At 66.1% G+C, this 19,256-nt stretch carries 17 protein-coding genes; 5 read left to right on the plus strand and 12 right to left on the minus strand.

The genetic code is table 11. The features are described from left to right. Positions 1 to 12 precede the first annotated feature (12 nt). From PMO31116_RS14575 to PMO31116_RS14625, 11 genes are all read right to left on the minus strand, one after another. Positions 13 to 1,509, minus strand: a complete 1,497-nt coding sequence (locus PMO31116_RS14575; RefSeq protein WP_150567343.1) for an aldehyde dehydrogenase — start codon at positions 1,507 to 1,509, stop codon at positions 13 to 15. A gap of 13 nt (positions 1,510 to 1,522) precedes the next feature. Then, entirely contained in the window at positions 1,523 to 2,341 is an 819-nt protein-coding gene (locus PMO31116_RS14580; protein ID WP_150567344.1) for an aspartate dehydrogenase, read from the minus strand. Then, positions 2,334 to 3,986: a thiamine pyrophosphate-binding protein gene (locus PMO31116_RS14585; protein WP_150567345.1), complete on the minus strand. Its 1,653-nt coding sequence runs from the start codon at positions 3,984 to 3,986 to the stop codon at positions 2,334 to 2,336. Before PMO31116_RS14585 ends, PMO31116_RS14580 begins: the two co-directional genes overlap by 8 nt. After that, on the minus strand, positions 3,979 to 4,785 hold the full coding sequence (locus tag PMO31116_RS14590; RefSeq protein WP_150567346.1) for an SDR family oxidoreductase: 807 nt from the start codon (positions 4,783 to 4,785) through the stop codon (positions 3,979 to 3,981). The genes PMO31116_RS14585 and PMO31116_RS14590 overlap by 8 nt, the downstream gene beginning before the upstream one ends. Next, entirely contained in the window at positions 4,782 to 5,648 is an 867-nt protein-coding gene (locus PMO31116_RS14595; RefSeq protein ID WP_150567466.1) for an IclR family transcriptional regulator, read from the minus strand. The genes PMO31116_RS14590 and PMO31116_RS14595 overlap by 4 nt, the downstream gene beginning before the upstream one ends. Before the next feature lie 73 nt (positions 5,649 to 5,721). Beyond that, the gene (locus PMO31116_RS14600) at positions 5,722 to 6,630 is read right to left on the minus strand and encodes an alpha/beta fold hydrolase (protein WP_150567347.1); all 909 of its coding nucleotides are present in this window, start codon (positions 6,628 to 6,630) and stop codon (positions 5,722 to 5,724) included. Between the two features lie 140 nt (positions 6,631 to 6,770). Continuing rightward, positions 6,771 to 7,328: a cupin domain-containing protein gene (locus PMO31116_RS14605; RefSeq protein ID WP_150567348.1), complete on the minus strand. Its 558-nt coding sequence runs from the start codon at positions 7,326 to 7,328 to the stop codon at positions 6,771 to 6,773. Between the two features lie 58 nt (positions 7,329 to 7,386). Continuing rightward, on the minus strand, positions 7,387 to 8,178 hold the full coding sequence (locus tag PMO31116_RS14610; protein WP_150567349.1) for an SDR family oxidoreductase: 792 nt from the start codon (positions 8,176 to 8,178) through the stop codon (positions 7,387 to 7,389). Positions 8,179 to 8,194: 16 nt separating this feature from the next. Beyond that, positions 8,195 to 8,977, minus strand: a complete 783-nt coding sequence (locus PMO31116_RS14615; RefSeq protein ID WP_150567350.1) for an ABC transporter permease — start codon at positions 8,975 to 8,977, stop codon at positions 8,195 to 8,197. A 40-nt stretch (positions 8,978 to 9,017) separates the two neighbouring features. Next, on the minus strand, positions 9,018 to 9,887 hold the full coding sequence (locus PMO31116_RS14620; RefSeq protein ID WP_150567351.1) for an ABC transporter ATP-binding protein: 870 nt from the start codon (positions 9,885 to 9,887) through the stop codon (positions 9,018 to 9,020). 326 nt (positions 9,888 to 10,213) lie between these two features. After that, on the minus strand, positions 10,214 to 11,290 hold the full coding sequence (locus PMO31116_RS14625; RefSeq protein ID WP_174971379.1) for a porin: 1,077 nt from the start codon (positions 11,288 to 11,290) through the stop codon (positions 10,214 to 10,216). Positions 11,291 to 11,793: 503 nt separating this feature from the next. Between PMO31116_RS14625 and PMO31116_RS14630 the strand changes: the two genes are divergently transcribed. From PMO31116_RS14630 to PMO31116_RS14645, 4 genes are all read left to right on the plus strand, one after another. Continuing rightward, positions 11,794 to 12,951: an FAD-dependent monooxygenase gene (locus tag PMO31116_RS14630; protein WP_150567353.1), complete on the plus strand. Its 1,158-nt coding sequence runs from the start codon at positions 11,794 to 11,796 to the stop codon at positions 12,949 to 12,951. A gap of 54 nt (positions 12,952 to 13,005) precedes the next feature. After that, positions 13,006 to 13,860, plus strand: a complete 855-nt coding sequence (locus PMO31116_RS14635) for an IclR family transcriptional regulator (protein ID WP_246185300.1) — start codon at positions 13,006 to 13,008, stop codon at positions 13,858 to 13,860. Between the two features lie 82 nt (positions 13,861 to 13,942). After that, positions 13,943 to 16,357: a M66 family metalloprotease gene (locus tag PMO31116_RS14640; RefSeq protein WP_174971342.1), complete on the plus strand. Its 2,415-nt coding sequence runs from the start codon at positions 13,943 to 13,945 to the stop codon at positions 16,355 to 16,357. 308 nt (positions 16,358 to 16,665) lie between these two features. Further along, entirely contained in the window at positions 16,666 to 16,977 is a 312-nt protein-coding gene (locus tag PMO31116_RS14645) for a DUF4148 domain-containing protein (RefSeq protein WP_174971347.1), read from the plus strand. A 109-nt stretch (positions 16,978 to 17,086) separates the two neighbouring features. Here PMO31116_RS14645 and PMO31116_RS14650 read toward each other — a convergent pair whose 3' ends face one another. Continuing rightward, positions 17,087 to 17,788 carry an ArsR/SmtB family transcription factor gene (locus PMO31116_RS14650; RefSeq protein ID WP_150567356.1) on the minus strand — a complete coding sequence of 234 codons (702 nt, stop codon included), beginning with the start codon at positions 17,786 to 17,788 and terminating at the stop codon, positions 17,087 to 17,089. A 144-nt stretch (positions 17,789 to 17,932) separates the two neighbouring features. On the opposite strand from PMO31116_RS14650, the gene PMO31116_RS14655 reads away from it, so the two are divergent. Continuing rightward, positions 17,933 to 19,144, plus strand: coding sequence for a cytochrome P450 family protein (locus PMO31116_RS14655; RefSeq protein WP_150567357.1), 1,212 nt, complete (start codon positions 17,933 to 17,935; stop codon positions 19,142 to 19,144). Positions 19,145 to 19,256 lie beyond the last annotated feature (112 nt).

Below are 19,256 nucleotides of genomic sequence, written 5' to 3' on the forward strand. Positions count from 1 at the left end.
ATCACTTGCCGATCAGACCTTGCCCGCCCAGCCGAGCGGGTGGTCGTTCATGCCCCAGTAGAGGCTCTTCTGATGGGTGTACTCCAACAATCCCAGACGCCCCTTCTCGCGCCCCATGCCGCTCTCCTTCCAGCCGCCGAACGGCGTAGAGATCGAGAACTGCTTGTAGGTGTTGATCCAGACGGTGCCCGTCTCCAGCGCGCGACCGATGCGCCATGCGCGCTTGTAGTCGCGCGTCCAGATGCCCGCGGCAAGTCCGTAGACGCTGTCGTTGGCCTCGGCCAGCAAATCGTCTTCGTTCTCGAACGGCAGTACGGCGAGCACGGGTCCGAAGATTTCCTCCTGCACCATGCGCGCCCGATTGGTCAGGCCCGCGATGATGGTCGGCGAGTAGAAATATCCCTTCTCGCGGCCGTCACCCACCGGACGCTCGCCGCCGCACAGCAGGCGACCACCCTCCTCCAGTCCGATGGCGACATAGCGTTCGATCGATTCGCGGTGCGCCGACGTGACGAGCGGGCCCATTTGCGTGTCTTCGCGCAGCGGATCGCCCACGCGCAATTGCTTTGCCCCGGCGACCAGACGCTCGACGAACGTGTCGAAGATCGCCTTGTGCACGAACAGGCGCGAGCCTGCGATGCACGATTCGCCCGACGAACTGAAGATGCCGTAGAGCACACCGGCCACGGCATGGTCGATATCGGCGTCCTCGAACACGATGGTCGGCGACTTGCCGCCTAGCTCCAGCGACACCGGCATGAGCTTCTCGGCGGCCAGACGCGCAATGCCGCGGCCGACTTCCGTGCCGCCCGTGAACGCGACCTTCTTGACCTTCGGATGGCGCACCAGAATGTCGCCGATCACCGAGCCCTTGCCTGGCAGCACCGACAGCACACCACGCGGCACACCGGCGGCTTCGCAGATGCGGCCGAGTTCGAGCGAGGCGAGCGGCGTGACTTCCGCGGGCTTGAGCACCACGGCGTTTCCGGCGGCGAGCGCGGGTGCCAGCTTCTGCGCATCGGAGGCGATCGGCGAGTTCCACGGCGTGATGGCGGCCACCACGCCCAGCGGTTCGTGCACGCTCATCGTGAGGTAGTCGCCACGCGACGGCGTGAGCGTTTCCTCCAGCGTCTCCAGGCACGAAGCGAAGTACCGGAAGGTGCCCGCCGCGCTCGCCACGAGCGCGCGCGTCTCGCTGATCGGCTTGCCGTTGTCGCGGCGTTGCAGATGCGCGAGCGCCTCGGCGCGTTGCGTGATGCCATCGGCCACCCGATGCAGCACGGCAGCGCGCTGATGCGGCTTGAGGCCCGCCCAGTCGGCGCGGCGCCACGCCGCATCGGCCGCCTCGACGGCTTCGACGGCGTCGTCGGCACCCGCTGCCGCGATCTCGGCATTCACGCTCTCGTCGGCGGGGTACAGGGTCTGATAGCGCTTGCCGGTACCGGCGCGCCATTCGCCGCCGACCAGAATGTCGCTCGAAAATCCTTGCAGCAAATCTTGATGGCTCATGATGCGGTTCCTGCTAGATCACACAGTTCGCGACGCGATTGCGCAGCGCGCGAATGGCCGAATACGCGGTCAGGGCCGAGGTCTTGGGGTTGTCCGGCAACGGCTTGCCGCACATCTCCAGCGACATTTCGCCGAACGCACCGCGCGCCGCGATGTGATGCACGTTGCGCGTGGTCGCCGGATCGGCGATCAGGCGCACGCGCGTGGCGTCGAGCCCCAGGCCGGCGATGGCGACCGTGGCCGCCACGTTCGCGTTCTTCGGATACAGGCGCGCCGCTTCGCGGGCGCTGCCTTCGAAGATCACGGTGGCACTCGTGAGCGACGCAAGATCGCACACCTGTTCGGCGGGCGTGCCCTGCCATCCCAGCGGGGGCTTGCGACCCGTGTACAGCACCTCGTCGAGCCCCCCCTCGCGCGCGGCGGCAATCGCGTCGATGCCGCCAATGGCGCCCGAGAGCAGCGTGACGGTCGAGGCGCCGTCTCTCGCGGCCTGCTCCAGCGCCGCCAGCAGCGCGGTGTCGGACAATGCGCCGATGGAGGCAACCGCGCAGTCGACGCCCGACTTGAGCAACGGCACGACATGTCCGGACAGGGCGCTGTGGCCGGCACATTCCAGAACGAAATCCGGACGGCTCGACAGGGCATCGGCCGAGGACACCACTTCGGTCCCCTCGCGCACGCTTTCGCGCACGCGGGCGGCCGCGTCCTCGGGCACGATCACGTGGCCCACGCGCAAGTGCGGATCGCTCGCGCACGCTTCGTAGACCTTCGAGCCGATCGCACCGAACCCGATCAGCGCGACGTCGACGGGACGATGGTTCATTTCACGCATTGGCGGGCTCCCGGACCGGCGGGCCGGCAAAGTGAGACGCGAAGTTGCCGACCGACAGCATGTCGACCTCGAGCAGCACCGGGCCGTCGTGCGCGACGGCGCGCGCCACCGCGCTCTGTGCCTGGTCGATGTGCGTGATGCGCTCGTGCTTGAGTTGCAGGCTCGCGCAGAACGCCGCGAAGTCAGGCTGGTGCAGTTGCACGTAGTGACGTCGGCCGCCGTACTGCGCGTCCTGAATGTTGCGAATCACGCCGTAGCACTGGTCGTTCATCAGCAGGATCACGACCGGCGCCTTCTCCTGCACGGCGGTAGCGAGCTCGCCCACGTTGACCATGAGGCCGCCGTCGCCGCACAGCGCGACGGTCTTCTTCGCATTGCCCGCGAGCGCCGCGCCAATGCCCATCTGCATGCCCTGACCGATGCCGCCGCCGAGCGCGTGCACCCCGGCGCGCGGCGAGAAGATCTTCAGCAGGCGATTGCCCCACGTGCTGTTCGAGATCGTGACGTCGCGCACCCAGTTGAAATCGCGGCCCAGTGCGCCTTGCAGCGCGGCCACGAGCTGACGATACGGACCGAGCCCTTGCGCGACCTGGTCGATCGCCGCGTCGCGCGCGGCCGCCAGATCGGCGTGGAATGCCGGATCGACCGAAAAACGCCCCTGCAGGCGGTCGGCCAACGCGTTGAGCACGCGCGAGGCGTCGCCCTGCACGAACAGGTCGTTGCGGTAGCCGCGATTGTCCGCAAGCCCGTCAGCATCGACCCGGTACAGCGGACGCGGCAGCGCAAGCTTGTACTTGAGCGTCTCGTTACCGCGCAGGCGCGAACCGACGACGAGCACCGCGTCGCATGTCTTGTAGAACTTCTCGACCGTCGGGTGAATGTTGAACGCGCCGAGCGTGGCGGCGTGGTCTTCCGGCACGATGCCGCGCCCCTGCACGCTCGTCACCACGCCGAAGCCCATGTCGACCAGACGCTTCACGGCCGCTTCCGCGCCCCGGGCGCCGCCGCCCAGCCACAGCAGCGGGCGATGCGCCGCCGCCAGCTTGTCGGCCAGCTCGGCCACGCGAGACTCGTCATGCGTGGGCACGGGAATATGCGGCGCCGCGAGATCGGACGGCCACTCGATTTCGGCGGCCTGGATGTCGATCGGAATCTCCACGCTGACCGGGCCGGTCGGCGCCGTGAGCGCGGCGCGCACGGCTTCGCGCACCGTGGACAACGCCGTGTCCACGCAGCGCACGCGATAGGCCGCCTTGGAGATCGAGTTCAGCATGCTGAGCTGATCCGGCGCTTCGTGGATGTACGCCAGATCGCGGTCGAGGAATTCCGTCTCGATCTGACCGGTGATGTGCAGCACGGGCGTGCCCGCCGTGAGCGCTTCGACCATGGCGCCGGCGGCATTGCCCGCGGCGGTACCCGTGCTCGTGAACGCCACGCCGAGGCCACCCGACACGCGCGACAGGCCGTCGGCCATGTTCAGCGCGCCGGCTTCGCCGCGTGCGCCCACATAGCGGATTTTTTCGCGACGCGCGATGGCGTCGAGGATCGGCATGTTGTGAATCGAGATCACGCCAAATGCAGTCTTCACGCCGCACTGTTCGAGAAACGCCGCGATGACTTCGCCGACGGTGGTTTTGTTAGACATGTCTTGCCAGGCCTCCGGAAACATCGATGTGGCTGCCCGTCGTGTAGGACGATTGCGGGCTGGCCAGGAAAAAGATCGCCGCGGCCGCCTCTTCAGGCTTGCCGAGACGTTGCAACTGGATTTGCTTCTTGCGCGCGAGCTCCCCGGTCCACTCCTGCCAGGTCTTGCCTTCGCCCTGCTCGGCAAAGCGCCGGCGCCACTGCCCCGACTCCACCAGTCCGATCAGGATCGAGTTGACGCGAATGCGATCGGGGGCGAACTCGCTCGCCATCGACCGCACCAGGTTCTGGATGCCGGCGCGCGCCGACGAGGTCGCCACCATGTGCGGCTCGGGCTGCAACGCAAGCAGCGAATTGACGCAGACGATGGCCGCATCCCCGGTCTCGCCCGCGGCCTCGCGCAGCATCGGCAGGCAGGCGCGGGTGGTGCGGATCACGCTGAAATATTTCAGTTCGAGCTCTTCGCGCCAGGCGTCGTCGGTGGTGTCCGCGAACGTCGAGACACGGCCCTGGCCCGCATTGTTGACGAGCATGTCGAGACGGCCGAATTCGCCGCGGATACGCGCGGCGAGCGCCGCAACGTCGCGCTCGACGAGCACGTTGCATTGCGCCGCGATGAGGCGCGCCTGCGGGTGACGCTCGCGCAGATGCGCCTCGGCCTGCGCCAGACGTTCCGGGTTGCGTCCGCAAATCGCCACGGCCGCCCCGGCGTCGAGCAGGCGCCCTGCCGTGGCGAGGCCGATGCCGGACGTGCCGCCCGTGACCAGCGCCGCGCGTGAGGAGAGGTCGATCTTGATCATTTCAATCCCAGTGACTTCATGTAGGGGGAGGTGCGGCCGTCGCTGCCCGGCCGGTAATTCAAGCGGTGCGAGAGCGCGTCGGCGGCTTCGCGCACCTGCCCGATCAGTCCCGCATCCAGCATTGCCGAATCGATGTTTGCGCGCGGAATCGTGACCGTGATCGCGGCGCAGATGCGGCCCGCGTCGTTGCGCACCGGCGCGCTCACGACGCTGATGCCGCGCTCGAAGGACGAGGCCGAGACGGCGTACCCGCGCTCGGCGTCCTCGCGCACGCGCTCGAACAACTCGGCCAGCGTCTCGGGGGTCTGCGGCGTGTATTTCTCCAGCGTCTTCTCGGGATACAGCGCACGCAGTTCGGCGAGCGTGAGATCGCCCATCAGCACGTGGCCGTGGACCGTGGCATGCGCGGGCAGGCGCGTGCCGACGTTGACCTTGATCGAGTTGAACACCCCGGCCACGCTCTGGGCCTTGGCCACGAAGACGATGTCGCGCCCGTCGCGGATCACGATGTGCGATGTCAGCTGGGTGGCATCGCGCAGCCGCTCGATGATCGGGATGCCCAGATCGGTGAGCTCCAGCGAGCTCAGGTATTCGAAGCCCAGGCGCAGCACGGCCACCCCCAGGCGGAAGTTCTTTTCGCTGCCCGCGCGCTCGAGAAAGCCCATGGCCTCGAGCGTCTGCAACAAACGGAAGACGGTCGTGCGAGGAATGCCCAGGCGCTGCGAGAGTTCCGGCGCGCTGAAGACCGACTCGCGTGGCGAGAACTGCGTCAGGATGCGCAGGCCGCGCTCCAGGCCCGGCACGAGGTACCGCGATTCGGCGGGCGCCGCCTCGGCAATCCCATCGTCCTGCACGTCCTGCATGTCCTGTGCGTCCAGCGTGCTGTCGTCGGTCGACGCCACGGCGACGGCGCGTTTCGGATTGGCCCGTGCCATATCAACGCTCCCCTGCCGCAATGCGCCCGAGCCACGCGGCAAGCGCGGCATTGAGCACGTCGGGCGTTTCGATGTATGCCGCGTGGCCGGCCCCTTCGATGCGCTGAAGCGTCACACCGGCGACGTCGGCAATCGCCTGGCAGCTCGCTGGCGGCGTGACGGCATCCTGGGCGCCCACCGCCACGGCGACGGGGCCGGCGTTGGCCGCCACGTACCGCGCCAGGTCGCCCGCAACGTCGCCGTTGGAGAGCAAATGGGTTGCCTTTGCGTAGCCCTCGGGCTGCACCCGCGACATGTTCCACTTCACCCACGCGCGCGGCAGATCGGCCGCGCCCGGTGCCACGAGGTTGTCACTGCGTTCGCGCGCCATGCCTGCGGGGCCGAGTTTGTGAAGCATCGCCAGGCGGCCGTCGCGCTTGGCCACGCGTACCGCCGGGTCGGCCTTGCCATAGCCCCCCGCCGGCGAGCACAGAAACAGGCCGAGGACGCGGTGCGGTGCACGCGCGGCGAATTTCGACGCCACGATCGCGCCAAGCGAATGGCCGGCGAGCGCCACACGCGCAAGGCCCAGCGCATCGAGCCACGCTTCGAGCGCGTCAGCGTAGGCGTCGGCATCCGGCTCGGCAACCGCGACATTCGATGTCTGACCGTAGCCAGGGGCATCCCAGGCATAAAGCGAGGCGCCAAGGCCCGCCGCTTCGAACTGCGCCAGCCACGACGCCGCCCCCGACCCGATGCCGTGCAGCATCACCACCGGTACGGCGTCAGGGGCTTGCGCCTTCGCGCAACGATAGCCGACCGTGCCCGCGCGCGTGGTGACGGTGCGGTACGGGAAGGCCGTCAGGCGCGCGCGCAGGGCGACGACATCGGGCACTTCGGGCACTTCGGACGAGTAGGCTTTGGCTTGCATGGCTGAGGCTGAACGTCTGGCTTCGTGAATTCCTGCCGGCGAATGGCATGCGGCTCGCATACGCTTCACCGGACTTCGGCCGGGGCGGCATTCCCGCGGATGCGCCGGATTCGGGGCACACCCCGGGCGCCCCCGGCGGATTACTTCGGCTCGCGCTTGATCTTCGCGAGCGGCGAATCGGGCGGATACGTGGGCGTGACCGGCTTTTGCGAGCCGAGCATCACGCACATGAGCGCGTCTTCGTCGCCAATGTTGATTTCCGTGCGATACACGCCCGGGGGCACCGAGATCAGGTCGCGCTCACCCAGAATCGCTTCCCACGTCTCGCCGTCGCGCTCGCAGATCACCTTCATCTTGCCGCGCATCACAAAGAAGATTTCCTCGACGTCCATGTGAATGTGGCTCGGGCCGATGTTGCCGGCCGGAATCACCATGGTGGAGAACGTGAAGTGGCCGGCGGGCACCGTGTTGGCATCGCGCGCCACGCCCGTGCCGCCCGTGCCCACGTAGCGCATCTGCGCGCGACGGTACTTCGGGTCGTAGTCGGCCTGGAACTTCAGGGCGTCCCAGTCGTATTTGCGCGTGGAGAAACGCGCCACGCGCGTGTCCAGCCATTCGGCGAACGACTGCCCCTCGGCCTGCGTCCAGCTCTCGACGGCCTGCGGCGTCGCGGTGTTTTTTGCTTCGGCTTGCGCCATGATGTGACTCCTTGAAGGCGTTGCGAATTGAGTGCGTCTAGGGCTATGGCCGGTTTCGTCAGTGCATGACGAAGCCGCCGTTGACCGGCAATATCTGCCCGGTCACGAATCGGGATGCGTCGGAGAGCAGGAACAGCACCGGACCGATCACGTCGTCCGGCACTTGCGCGCGCGGCAGCGCACGTCCCTCCAGGTAGTGACGATGGCGCTCGGCCGGCACGTAGGCCGTGGCTTCGACTTCGACGAGGCCCGGCGCGATGGCGTTGACGGTGATTCCATCCGGACCGAGCTCGCGAGCGAGCGAGCGCGTCATGGCCATGACCGCGCCCTTGCTGGCGGTGTAGGCAAGCAGGCGCGGTGCGCCCCACAGCGCGGTGTCCGAGGCGATGTTCACGACGCGCCCCTGACCCGAGACGCGCAGGAACGGCAATGCCGCCATGGTCATGAGCCAGGTGCCTCGCACGTTGACGTTCATCACCGCGTCCCACGTCTCGAGGCTCAGTTCGGTGGCCAGCTTGCCGCCCGAGTTGGTGATTGCGCCGTTGTTGACCAAACCGTCGATGCCGCCCATTTGCGCGGCGGCCGCCCCGGCAGCCGCCTCGACAGATGCCGGATCGGACAGGTCGACGCGCACGAACGACACCGCGTGGCCGGCCTTGCGCAGCGCTTCGGCCAGCGCCTCACCGGCCGGAGCGGCGATATCGGCAATCGTCACCGCGGCGCCGCGCGCGGCCGCCGCACGGACGAAGCCCTCGCCAAGGCCACGGGCGCCGCCCGTGATCAGCAGCCTCTTGCCGTCGAGCGGCGCAAGCGTATCGGTGTCGAGCGCAGGGATGGGCAGTTCGGTCACGTTGTCGCTCCGTTGCTCAGGCGATGTTCATCGCGGCACGCGGCACGTAGTGCAGCGCACGGCGTTCGAGCCAGACCACCGCGGCGTACGCGGCGATACCGATGACGGTCAGCCCGGCGATGGAAACGAACACCATCGCGGTATTGCCCTGACCTTCACCGTAGACGAGCAGGTAGCCCAGGCCCCGGTCGCCGCCGACCAGTTCGCCCACGGTCACGCCGATCACGGCGAGCGTGGAGGCGATGCGCAGGCCGGCGAACAGCGCCTGCATGGCCGACGGGAATTCGACGAAGCGGAAGATCTGCCAGCGACGGCCGCACAGCGCACGCACCAGGTTGACCATGTCGGGATCGACCGAACGCACCGCACCGAGCACGTTGATCATCACGGGGAAGAAGACGATCAGCACCGCGACGAGGATCTTCGGGTAGATGGTGTAGCCCATCCACATCACGAACAGCGGCGCGAACGCGACCTTCGGTGCGATCTGCAACGCGAGGATGTACGGCGAGAGCATCGCCTCGGTCGACGGCGACAGGCCGAGAATCACACCGATGATCACACCGAGCGCCGAGCCGATGACGAAGCCCGCGATCACCTCGAGCGCGGTCACACCGATGTGCAGCCAGAGGTTCTCGACCTCGAACATGCGCACGCCCTCGACGATCGTAGACGAGAGCTTGGGCAGCACGAACTCGGGCACGCCGAATGCCGTCGGCCCCCATTGCCATACGGCGGCGAAGATCAGCAGCAGCAGGACGCTGCCGGCGGTCAGTTGCGTTTTGGAAAGGGATTTCATAGCGGGAATTTCCAGTGGCTTGCGATGTCGATGGCGGCGATCAACCGAGGTGGTCGTCGCGGCCGACCTTGAGCAGTTCCATCAGATGCGCGACGTACTCGTTCATGCCGGCCTGCTTGCGCCGCTCGATAGGGTTGTCGCGATGCGGCAGATCGACCGTGATCTCTTCGATGATCGTGCCCGGGCGCTCGCTCATCACGAACACACGATCCGACAGCGCGATCGCTTCGGCCAGATCGTGGGTGATCATCAGCGCCGTCTTGCCCTCGGCGGCGAGCATTTGCGCGAGATCCTGCTGGAGCACCATCTTGGTTTGCGCGTCGAGCGCCGAGAACGGCTCGTCCATGAGCAGCACGTCGGGCTCGACAGCCAGCGTGCGCGCGAGGGCCGCGCGCTGGCGCATGCCGCCCGAAAGCTGGTGCGGATAGTGATTCTCGAAGCCCTTCAAATGGCAGCGCGCGAGCAACGCGCGCGCGACCTCGGCACGCTCGGCCTTGCTACGCCCGCGAATCTGCATGCCCAGTTCCACGTTCTTCTGGATCGAGCGCCACGGCATGAGCAGGTCCTTCTGCAACATGAACGCGACTTGCTGCGAGGGTCCGCGCACCGGCTTGCCCGCGAGCGTCACCTGGCCTTCGCTCGGCGCGTACAGGCCAGCGCCCATGTTGAGCAGCGTGCTCTTGCCGCAGCCGCTGGGCCCGATGAGCGAGACGAACTCACCGGCCTTGATGCCGATCGACACGTTCGAGACGGCCGTCATCTCGCCCTTGCCCTGGCGATTCCTGAACCGACGCGTGACGCCGCGGTACTCGATCGCGAACGGCATGGGTGCCGACGCGGGCTGCGCCTGACGTGCGTCGGCATGCGCCTCGGCAATGTTCGCGTCCTTCAATTGAATCGACCTGAGCATGGGAAACCACCGTGTTTCTGGATGTTCAACTTGCGCCGGGCAGCCTGCGGTAACGCTCCACTTGCATGGCTTGCCTGCCTGTCTTTCGCTTTCATCATGCGTTTCATATGTGAAACGTTGATTTACTTATGGATCAATTATAGGGAGTGATCGCCGGCGTCAAAATTATTTTTTGACTAGGGGAAACCCGTAACCGCGGGTGTTTTGCCGTTTTTTGCCAGGAGAAATCCCATGCGCGACAAAAAAACGCCGGCGGGCAAAAGCCGGCCGGCGTGCTAAGAGAGACCACAGGGTGAAAAACTCGCGAAGGCGGGCGCGCCGCTCGTTCAGAACGCGTGATGCACGCCGGAAATGATGACGAGCTGGTTCGACGTGGACGACGCGCCGATGGTATTGATGGCCGTGATCGCGCCGTTGCCGCTGGCGTGCTGGTACACCCCGCTCAGATAGACCTGGGTGCGCTTGGAGAGCGCGTAGACGTCGCCCAGGCTGAACTGCGTCCAGCGCTTACCCGACATGTTGGTGGACGCCGCGCCGAAGGTGATCGTGTTGGCAACGCTCGTGGCGTAGTTCGCACCGGCGTCGAACGACTGGTAGGTGTCGCTGAAGCCGGGCGACTGAAGCTTCACGCGGGTGTAGAGCGCGTGCAGCAGCCACGAACCGAAGCCGTACGACATGCCGGCGCCCATGTTCTCGACGTTCGACGCCGCATAGGCCCCCACCGGCTGCCCCTGGAAAGTCGCGCCGCCGAGCACGGCCACGTTGGGCGTACGGTTGTTCTCGTTCGAGTACACCGCCGACGCCTTGAAGCCGCCGTTCGTATAGTTCGCCGCCACGCTCCACTTGCGGCCGTTGGCGAAGTTCGTCGTGTTGCCCAGGGAAATCATGGCGCCAGCCTTGAAGCCCGCGAAATCCGGCGTGACGTAGCGCACGGAATTGTCCACCTGGACGACCGATGTGTTCGCGAGTTCGTCGAGGTTGCCCGGGTGGAACATGTACCAGTTCATCCCGAGATAAGCGGTGCTCATCGGCCCCAGCCAGTCGAAGTTGAACGTGGTCATGTGGCCGAGCGTCAGCGTACCCATCCTGTCGGATTGCAGGCCCACCCACGACTGGCGGTTGAACATCGAGCCCGCCTTGATCGTGTTGCCGCTCAGGGTCGAGAAGCCATTCTCCAGCAGGAAGATGGCACGATTGCCGCCGCCCAGATCCTCCACGCCGCGAAAGCCCCAGCGATCCGGCTGCGTGGCGCCTTGTTGCGCAATCCAGTTGGCGCTGCCGCCCTGGTTGTTCACATAGGCCACACCGGCGTCCATGCTGCCGTACAACGTCACGGTGCTCTGCGCATGTGCCGCCACCGGCACGCCCGCCGCCAGCAGCATGGCCACCGCCAGCTTCGTCATGCCCGGGATCCGCCCCGTCGGAAACCGCTTCATCTGTGCACTCCTGTCATTCGATGATTCGAGAACGGTGGTCACGCCCGGCCACCTCGCGTCCCGCCGGTTCGTTTGCCCGACTTTCCGCACTCATTCGCCGCACGTTCCACCTATGAAACGTTGGATTACTTATGAAACCAACTGTGCAGAGCTTAGGTCAGATGACGCGCGAGCCTCGCAGCGGAGATGCACGAATTGTCGTACGTAAATTGGCGTGCTACCGCACGCCGGTTGCACCACCCGTGGCACGAAATACAAGGCCTGAGACGGCACCATTCGTCCTGTCGGCGTTGCCGTTCGTCCGATGCGCCGGGCCTTCGGCGACCTGCGGCAAGCTCAGGATTTACCCGAGGAAGGGTTGCGGCAAGACGAATCAAAAACAATAATATTTGAACATGATGTTCATATTTGAACATTTAATTTTTTCGATTCACCGGCGGCTTACGCCACTTTTGTAAAAGGTGTTCTCCATGCAAGCTCCCCTCATCGGCATCAACGGCGCCGGCATCGGCGGTCTGGCCGCGGCCATTGGTTTGCTGCGCGCCGGATTTCGCGTGCGCGTGTTCGAGCAGGCGGCGCAGTTCGCCCGCGTTGGCGCCGACATCAATCTGACGCCGAACGCCGTGCGTGCGCTCGACGGTCTCGGTGTTGGCGACGCGTTGCGCGAGACAGCGGCGCAGCCGAGCCACCGGATCAGCCGCACTTGGGACACCGGCGAAGAGACGTCGCGTCTGGAGATGGCGCAGACCGCGCAGGCGAAGTACGGCGCGCCACAGCTCACGATGCATCGCGCGGATCTGCTGCAGGCTTTGGAGCAGGCCGTGCCCGCCGACGCAATCGCGCTCGGCAAGAGGCTCGTGTCGTTCGAAGCGCCGCCGCTGGGGCAACCCGGATCGATTCGCCTCACCTTTGCCGACGGTACCCATGACGACGTGGACGTGCTCATCGGCGCCGACGGTATCCACTCTGTGGTGCGTACCGGCCTGTTCGGGCCGGAGTCGCCGGAGTTCACTGGCGTGGTCGCGTATCGCGCGGTGGTGCCCGCGCACCGGCTCGACGGCCTGCCGAATCTGGGCGCGTTCACGAAGTGGTGGGGCCCGAACCCGTCGAGCCAGATCGTGACCTTCCCGCTCAACCTCGGCCGCGACATCTTCGTGTTCGCCACGACGCCCCAAGACAGCTGGACGCTCGAATCGTGGACAGCGCCGGGCGATGTGAACGAGTTGCGGGCGATGTACGCCGATTACCACGGCGAAGCCCGCGCCTTGCTCGACGCGTGCGACAGCGTGCTGAAGTCGGCACTGTACGTGCGCGATCCGCTCCCGCAATGGTCGCGCGATCGTGTATCGCTGCTGGGTGACGCCTGCCATCCGATGATGCCGTTCATGGCGCAGGGCGCGGGCATGGCGATCGAGGACGCTGTGGTACTGTCTCGCCACCTCGCCTCGGCCGGCACACGCGCCGATGCCGCCTCGCTGGCGGAAGCACTCGGACGCTACGAAGCCGCGCGCCGAGAGCGCACGGCGCGCGTGCAGATCGGCTCGCGCGGCAATCAGTGGCTCAAGGAAGGCGGTAACGCCGACTGGGTCTACGAGTACGATGCGTGGCAGACACCGCTCGCGGCATAGAGGGTCAACGCCGCCCGCACACCGCGCCTGCTCCCAATGAACGAAATCGAACGCATGACGAAAGCCGCCCCCGCCATCGACCGCGCAGCCGGCGCTGCCGATGCCTCTGACACAACGCAAACCGGTCTCGTCACGCCGGTCATGCGCGCGCTCAAGCTGCTCCGCTTCGTAGCGGACGGCGGCTCGACGGCGAACCTGAGCGAGGTCGGGCGTCGCATCGGAGTGAATCGCGTGACCGTCATGCGCCTGATCGAGACGCTGCAGTTCGAAGGCGTGCTCGAACCGCTCGCGCAAGGCGGCCACCGGCTCGGACTCGGGTTCCTGACGCTCGCGGCCACCGCGCTGGCCGGCGAGGATCATCTGACGACGGCGCGGCGCGTGCTCACGCGCGTGACGGGCGAGACCGGGCTGTCGAGTTACCTGACCGTGCTCGACGGCGCCAACGTGCGATATCTGCTGTGCGAGACGCCTGCATTACCGCTGGTGAGCAATATTCGGGCGGGCAGTCGCGTCACGGCGCATCTGACGGCGCCGGGGCGCGCATTGCTCGCGCATCTGAGCGGCGAGCGCCGCCGCGCATTGCTCGGACCGGAGCCGCTGGCGGCAGTGACGGCGCAAAGCGCGCGCACGTACGCCGCACTCGACGCCCAACTGGCCGCCGATCGCGACGCGGGCTGCGCGTGGAGTCAGGACGGCTTCGAAGCGGGCATCGACGCCTGCGCCGCGGCCGTGCTCGACAGCCATGGCCGACCGCTTGCCGCGCTGAGCGTGGCCGGACCGCGCACGCTCGTCGGCACCGACAACCACACCCGCGAGCGTACGGCCCGCGCCGTGAAGTCCGGCGCCGCCGACCTGGCCGTATTGCTGACCGATTCACCGGCGTTTCTCGCCGCTGCCGAGCGGGGGTGAGGCGATAACTGTCAACCTTGACAGTAGTTGAGCACGCAACACGCGGAGCACCATGAACTCCCTCGGACACCGCAGAGAGGTCATGATGAACAAAGCCCCGCCCCCTTCCGTCTCCGCATCCCCGACGCGCAGCGCCGCGTCGCGCACCACCTGCTGCGGCCACGACGTTCTGCATCGCGATGCCGATCGTGCACACTGCGGCACGCAATCGTCGGGCGCCACGCTCGACGCCGATGATCCGCTGATCTTTGACCCGCTGCCCTGGCCCAACGACCTTGAGGGCGCGCTCGCCGCCGGTGTGCGCTTCGTGCAGCACCACGTCATTGCGATGACACCCGCGGCGCCCGAAGCGCCCCACGTCCTGACCTCGCACCGCAAGACCCTGCTGCTGGTCAAGCCGCAAGACGCGCTCGTGTCGCTGCAAGTGACCGGCATCGACCGTAACGGCACGTCTCTTGGGGCGCTGGCAATGCGCCCGCCCGAGCAGTTGCCGAAGACCGTCTATCACCATGACAACGCTTCGGATGGCGCCGCGCCGGCCGATGACGAAGAAAATCAACGCCTCGTCTATGCGGAAAATGTGTGGAGCGTCGAACTGCTCCCCTCCTGGATCGCGCCGGGATTGCAGTTGCACTTCGATAGCCCGGCCGGCAGCGGTCAACTCGCGGACATCCGGGTCGGTGCGCCCGTGGAGGTGCTCCTCCATACCGTCGACATCGGCATGCTCGCGCCACCGCGAAACGCCTTTGCTTTTGCCGACGAGCCTGCGCTGCAACGGGAGTATTTTCAGACGGTACCGCTACGCAAGCTGATCGTGAACCAATACGAAGCGATTCACTGGCAGCAGGTCATGCTTCCCGACGGCACGCTGCTCGAGGACAAGGCGCCCGATGAGGGCGACTGGCACCAGGGCACATTCCGTGCGCTGAGCTGGTCGCTGATCTCGAGCGCCATTCATCTGGCCAATCTGGGGCAGAACGCTTCGCCTGGCAGTGAAGATGCGGCGGCGCATGACGTTGCGCAGTTCACCGTGAACAACGTCCGTGGCAATTACGCCAACGGCGTGGTCACGCACGGCGGCATTGCCTACTCCGGCTTCACGACGACGGTGGAATTCTCGGAAGGCAACGAGTTCAGTCACGAGGTCGGGCACGTTTTCCATCTCGATCACTACCCGGGCGGTTTCGACGGATCGATTCATCGCGCGGCCGGTCAGCCCAATTCCACATGGGGTTGGGACATGGATCTGCATCGCTTCATTCCGAATTTTTTCCCCGGTCGCTCCGGCGAGGACACGTGTCAGGACGACATCTGCGAGCCGCCCTTTCACGACCGAAGCTTCGGCCGTGACGCGATGGCCGGCGGAGAACCGTTTTCGGACCGAAATCGTTATACGTTGCACACTCCCTACAGCACTCGCATCGTCCACGACGCGCTGAGCAGCTATCGCGTTTTCAGCGCCGAATCGCCAACGGGGTATCGCGCGTGGGATGCCGAGTCGCAGACCATGCAAGCCGCGCAGACACTCGTTCGCACCAAGGATATCGCGTATGCCGATTACGCCGATCTCGGCGAGGCAGCGTTGACGGCACTGCTCGCCACGGCGGATATCGTGAGAATCGATCTCACGATCGGCTATTTCGTCGAGTCCATTCACGTGCCCGCCGCCTCTGCGGCAAATCGTACTCAGGCGATCTCCATCGAAGGCAGCGTCGGCTATCCGATCGACTTGCATATCAATGGACAGACGATCGTCATTTCGGAGCCGGTTCACCTGTGCTTTGTCAGCGACGGCGAACGCTGGAACGAGGGTTATGTACCACTTTACGACTGGATGGCACGAGCGCGAGCGCGCAATGCATCGATGAACGAGGCATACATGGGGGTACTGTTCGAGAAAAATAACCTTGTGGAAGTCGACATCACGGACGAGGATTGGGCGGCCGATGTCGCGGTCCCGCAACTTTCGTTTCTCTGGGACCGTATCGTCGTCATCAACCATGACGCCGAGAACAGCACCACGCTTGCCATCAACGGACAGGCGATGCCGATATCGCGCGGTCAGTCAAAAGTGTTTCGCTGGAATTTTTCCCACGAGCGCTGGGTGGAATACGGCCACACCTTCGACACCGCCGCCCCCAGGTCACCATCGACCGTCGGCGTGCCGGTCACGACGCTCATCGGGTTCTACGATCCGCAAGGCACGCTGCCGGCGCATATCTTCCCTGCGCTTCACGGCGCCTACGGCACGCTGTATCAGGCCGATGGCGACGTGAGCGCGACCTGCCGCCTGGTCGTCGACGGCCCGGGCGGCGAACAGCACTTCCGGCTGTTCCGATCGCGCGGCTATCCTCACGAAATGAACAAGTTTCACGTCAATATCCCCGAGTCGACAGAAGCGCGTTCCGCATACGTTGTCGTGAATGGCGCGGTGGTCGCGCAACTTGCCATCCAACCGGCGGCATCCGTGCCGCAGGTGTTTGTATACGGCGAATGACAAGGCGGCCCCGACGCGCCGCGTCGGGACCTCAAGCGCGCGTGCCCGCTTCCGGACTGCGACATTGCGTCGCAGTCCTTTCATTTAACTTGTTTATTAGAGGACAAACTCGACTCACGAGTGAATCTTGACCGCCTCGAAACCCTTTGCTATTGGGGCTTTCGGGGCCGCCCATTCTTAGCAATGTATTGTTGCGCCGCACGCGGTTACTCCTGCGACGTGGTCGTCCTACCTTAGAGGCGTAGGCGATGCCGGACATCCAGAACGATCCGGCCGACCACCAGAAAAGCAATGACAGGAGAAAAAACATGACCCGCACTCTTTCCCATCTGACGATTGCCGCCGCCCTCGCCTTGGCCGCCGTCCCCGCCGCATTTGCCGGTACGGGTGCAAACGGCTATCCGAACGAGAACTTCTTCTGGCAATCGAGCGTGTACAGCGAAAAGCTCGCGGTGCCGCGCGCGCAGGTCCGTGAACAACTGGTCCGGGCGCAGGCACAAGGCACGCTCACCCAGACCGACAGCCAGTACCCGGTGCTGGTGACGTACGGCAACCCGGTCGGCGAACGCGTCAACGGCTCGGCAGGTGCACTGAGCAATTCGACCTACATCGGCAGCTGAGCCGCCGGTCGCCCGGCAACGACAGTGCCAGGCGTCGACTCACCGCACAACCGACTCCCCGCGAACCTTTGCGGGGTGTTTCGTTATGGAGACGAAGCCCGGCAGCGTCTCAGGCCGCGATGTCCGCGAGCTTCCGATCTCCCAAAGGCGTGACACGCAGCGCGCGCGCCACTCGCGTCGGTTCCAGCCACTTCGCCTCGAGGCACTTGCCAAGCAACGCCGCACCCAGCGCGCCGCCGAGGTGCGGCTTGCGTTCGCTCCAGTCAGGACAGGTGCAGGCGAAGCGGCGTCTGCGCGTGTGCGCTTGCGAGAGATCGACGCCGAGCGCCGTCATGCCGCGCATGCCCGCGTCCGTCAGGGCCACATCGCTGCCGTCCACGCGAATCCACTGGCGGGCCTGCATCCTCGCGAAGAGCTCGACGGCGACCTCCCCGGCGAGATGGTCGTAGCACGTGCGCGCATGGCGCAATGGCATCGGCGTGACACGGCTCGCCGGCACGGGGCGAGGGCGAAGTTCCTGCGTCGCCAATACCGCGCTGGCCAGCGCCTCGATGGCCGCAGCCGTCTCGGGAGTGGCAATGCGGAAATACCGGTGGCGCCCACGCGACTCCTGCGCCAGCACGCCGCCGTCGACGAGGCGCGCCAGATGTCCGCTCGCGCTCGACGGCGACAGACCGGCCACCAGCGCGAGCTCGCCGGCCGGACGCGCAGAGCCGTCCATCAACGCCCACAGCATGGTCATGCGCCCCGCGTCGGCGAGCAGTGCCGCGAGCGAGCTGACGCCCGGCGCGTGATCTCTTTCGATATCCATGGCAACGACCTCGTGAAGTGCTTGCCTCGCAAGTATAGGCGGGCCCTGCGTTCAACACTTCAGCGCGTGATGAAACGTGGCGGCGGCGTCGGCGCCTACGATAACCCTTACCCCATATCACGACCTTATCGAGAGATACCCGCCATGCTCGCCGTCCATACCGAATCCTCCGCCCGGCAATCGCCAGCGAATCCGTTGGCCGCCGTGAGTCATCCCGATCCGTACCCCTATTACGCGGCGCTCGCCGCTCGGCAGCCGTTCGACTTCGATGCCTCGCTTGGCCTGTGGGTTGCCGCCGGCTCCCACGCCGTCGCCGCCGTACTGCGGCATCCGGCATGTGGCGTGCGCCCCCTCGAGGCCCGCGTGCCCGCCGCACTGAATGACGGTGCCGCAGGCGACTGGTTCCGCGAACTCGTCCGGATGAACGACGGCGCGGCCCATGCATCGCTCAAGCCCTGGCTCTCGACACGACTGGCCACGCTGCGCCCCGATGCCGGCGCGATCAGCAGGCTTCGCGAGGCGAGCCAGGCCGCATGCGCGGATGCGTACCTCTCCTGCGGCGATTCGCCGACCACGCGACTGGACGATTTCGTATTCCGCCAGCCGATCTATGCCCTCGCGGCATGGCTTGGTGTGGCCCCTGCACAATGGGCGGACGTGCATGACGATGTTCAGAGGCTCGTCGCCGCCATGGCCGAGGCGGCCAGCCCTTCGCCTCGCAAGGAAGTGCTCGCTCGCGGGCATCGCGCGGCGGCCACGCTGCGCAACCGGGTCGACGACTGGCTCGACAACGGCGCCGCACCTGGCACCTGGCTGCACGAGACCTCGCGGCGCGCCGCACGCGACGAGAGCCCGGACGATAACGCGCTCGCAGCCAACATCGCTGGCCTCTTTACGCAAACCCACGACGCTTGCGCGGGCCTTGTTGCCAACAGCTTGCGACGCATCGCGCGGCGCGCGACGGCGCTCGCGCAACCGGACGCGTTGCGAACCGCGGCGGCAGTGGTCGGCGAAGTCCTGCGCCTCGATCCCCCCGTACAGAACACACGCCGGTTCCTGCACGCGCCTGCCGTCATCGGCGAGCGCACGCTCGCACCCGGCGACGCAATCCTCGTCGTACTCGCCGCCGCACCGGCGACAGACGCGACACATGCCCATGACAGCCTCGCGCCGACCTTCGGGCAAGGCCAGCACACCTGCCCGGGTCACGCGCCCGCTGTAACCCTCGCAGCCGTCGGGGTCCAGGCGATTCTCGCCAGCCACATCGACCTGAAATCGCTGGCAGGCGGTACCGCCTGTCATCCTCTGGCGAACATCCGTATCGCGCGCTTTGATTCGGATCCGCCGACGCGTTAATGCCTCAGCGACGACGCCAAATCATATGTTTTGCTTGTTGAAACCTATATTTCATCAGATAAAACATTCCCAACCGAACGCAGCGCCAGGCGTGACGGGGGTTTGCGGGCAA

This window comes from Pandoraea morbifera (genome assembly GCF_902459575.1).
Classification (GTDB): Bacteria; Pseudomonadota; Gammaproteobacteria; order Burkholderiales; family Burkholderiaceae; genus Pandoraea; species Pandoraea morbifera.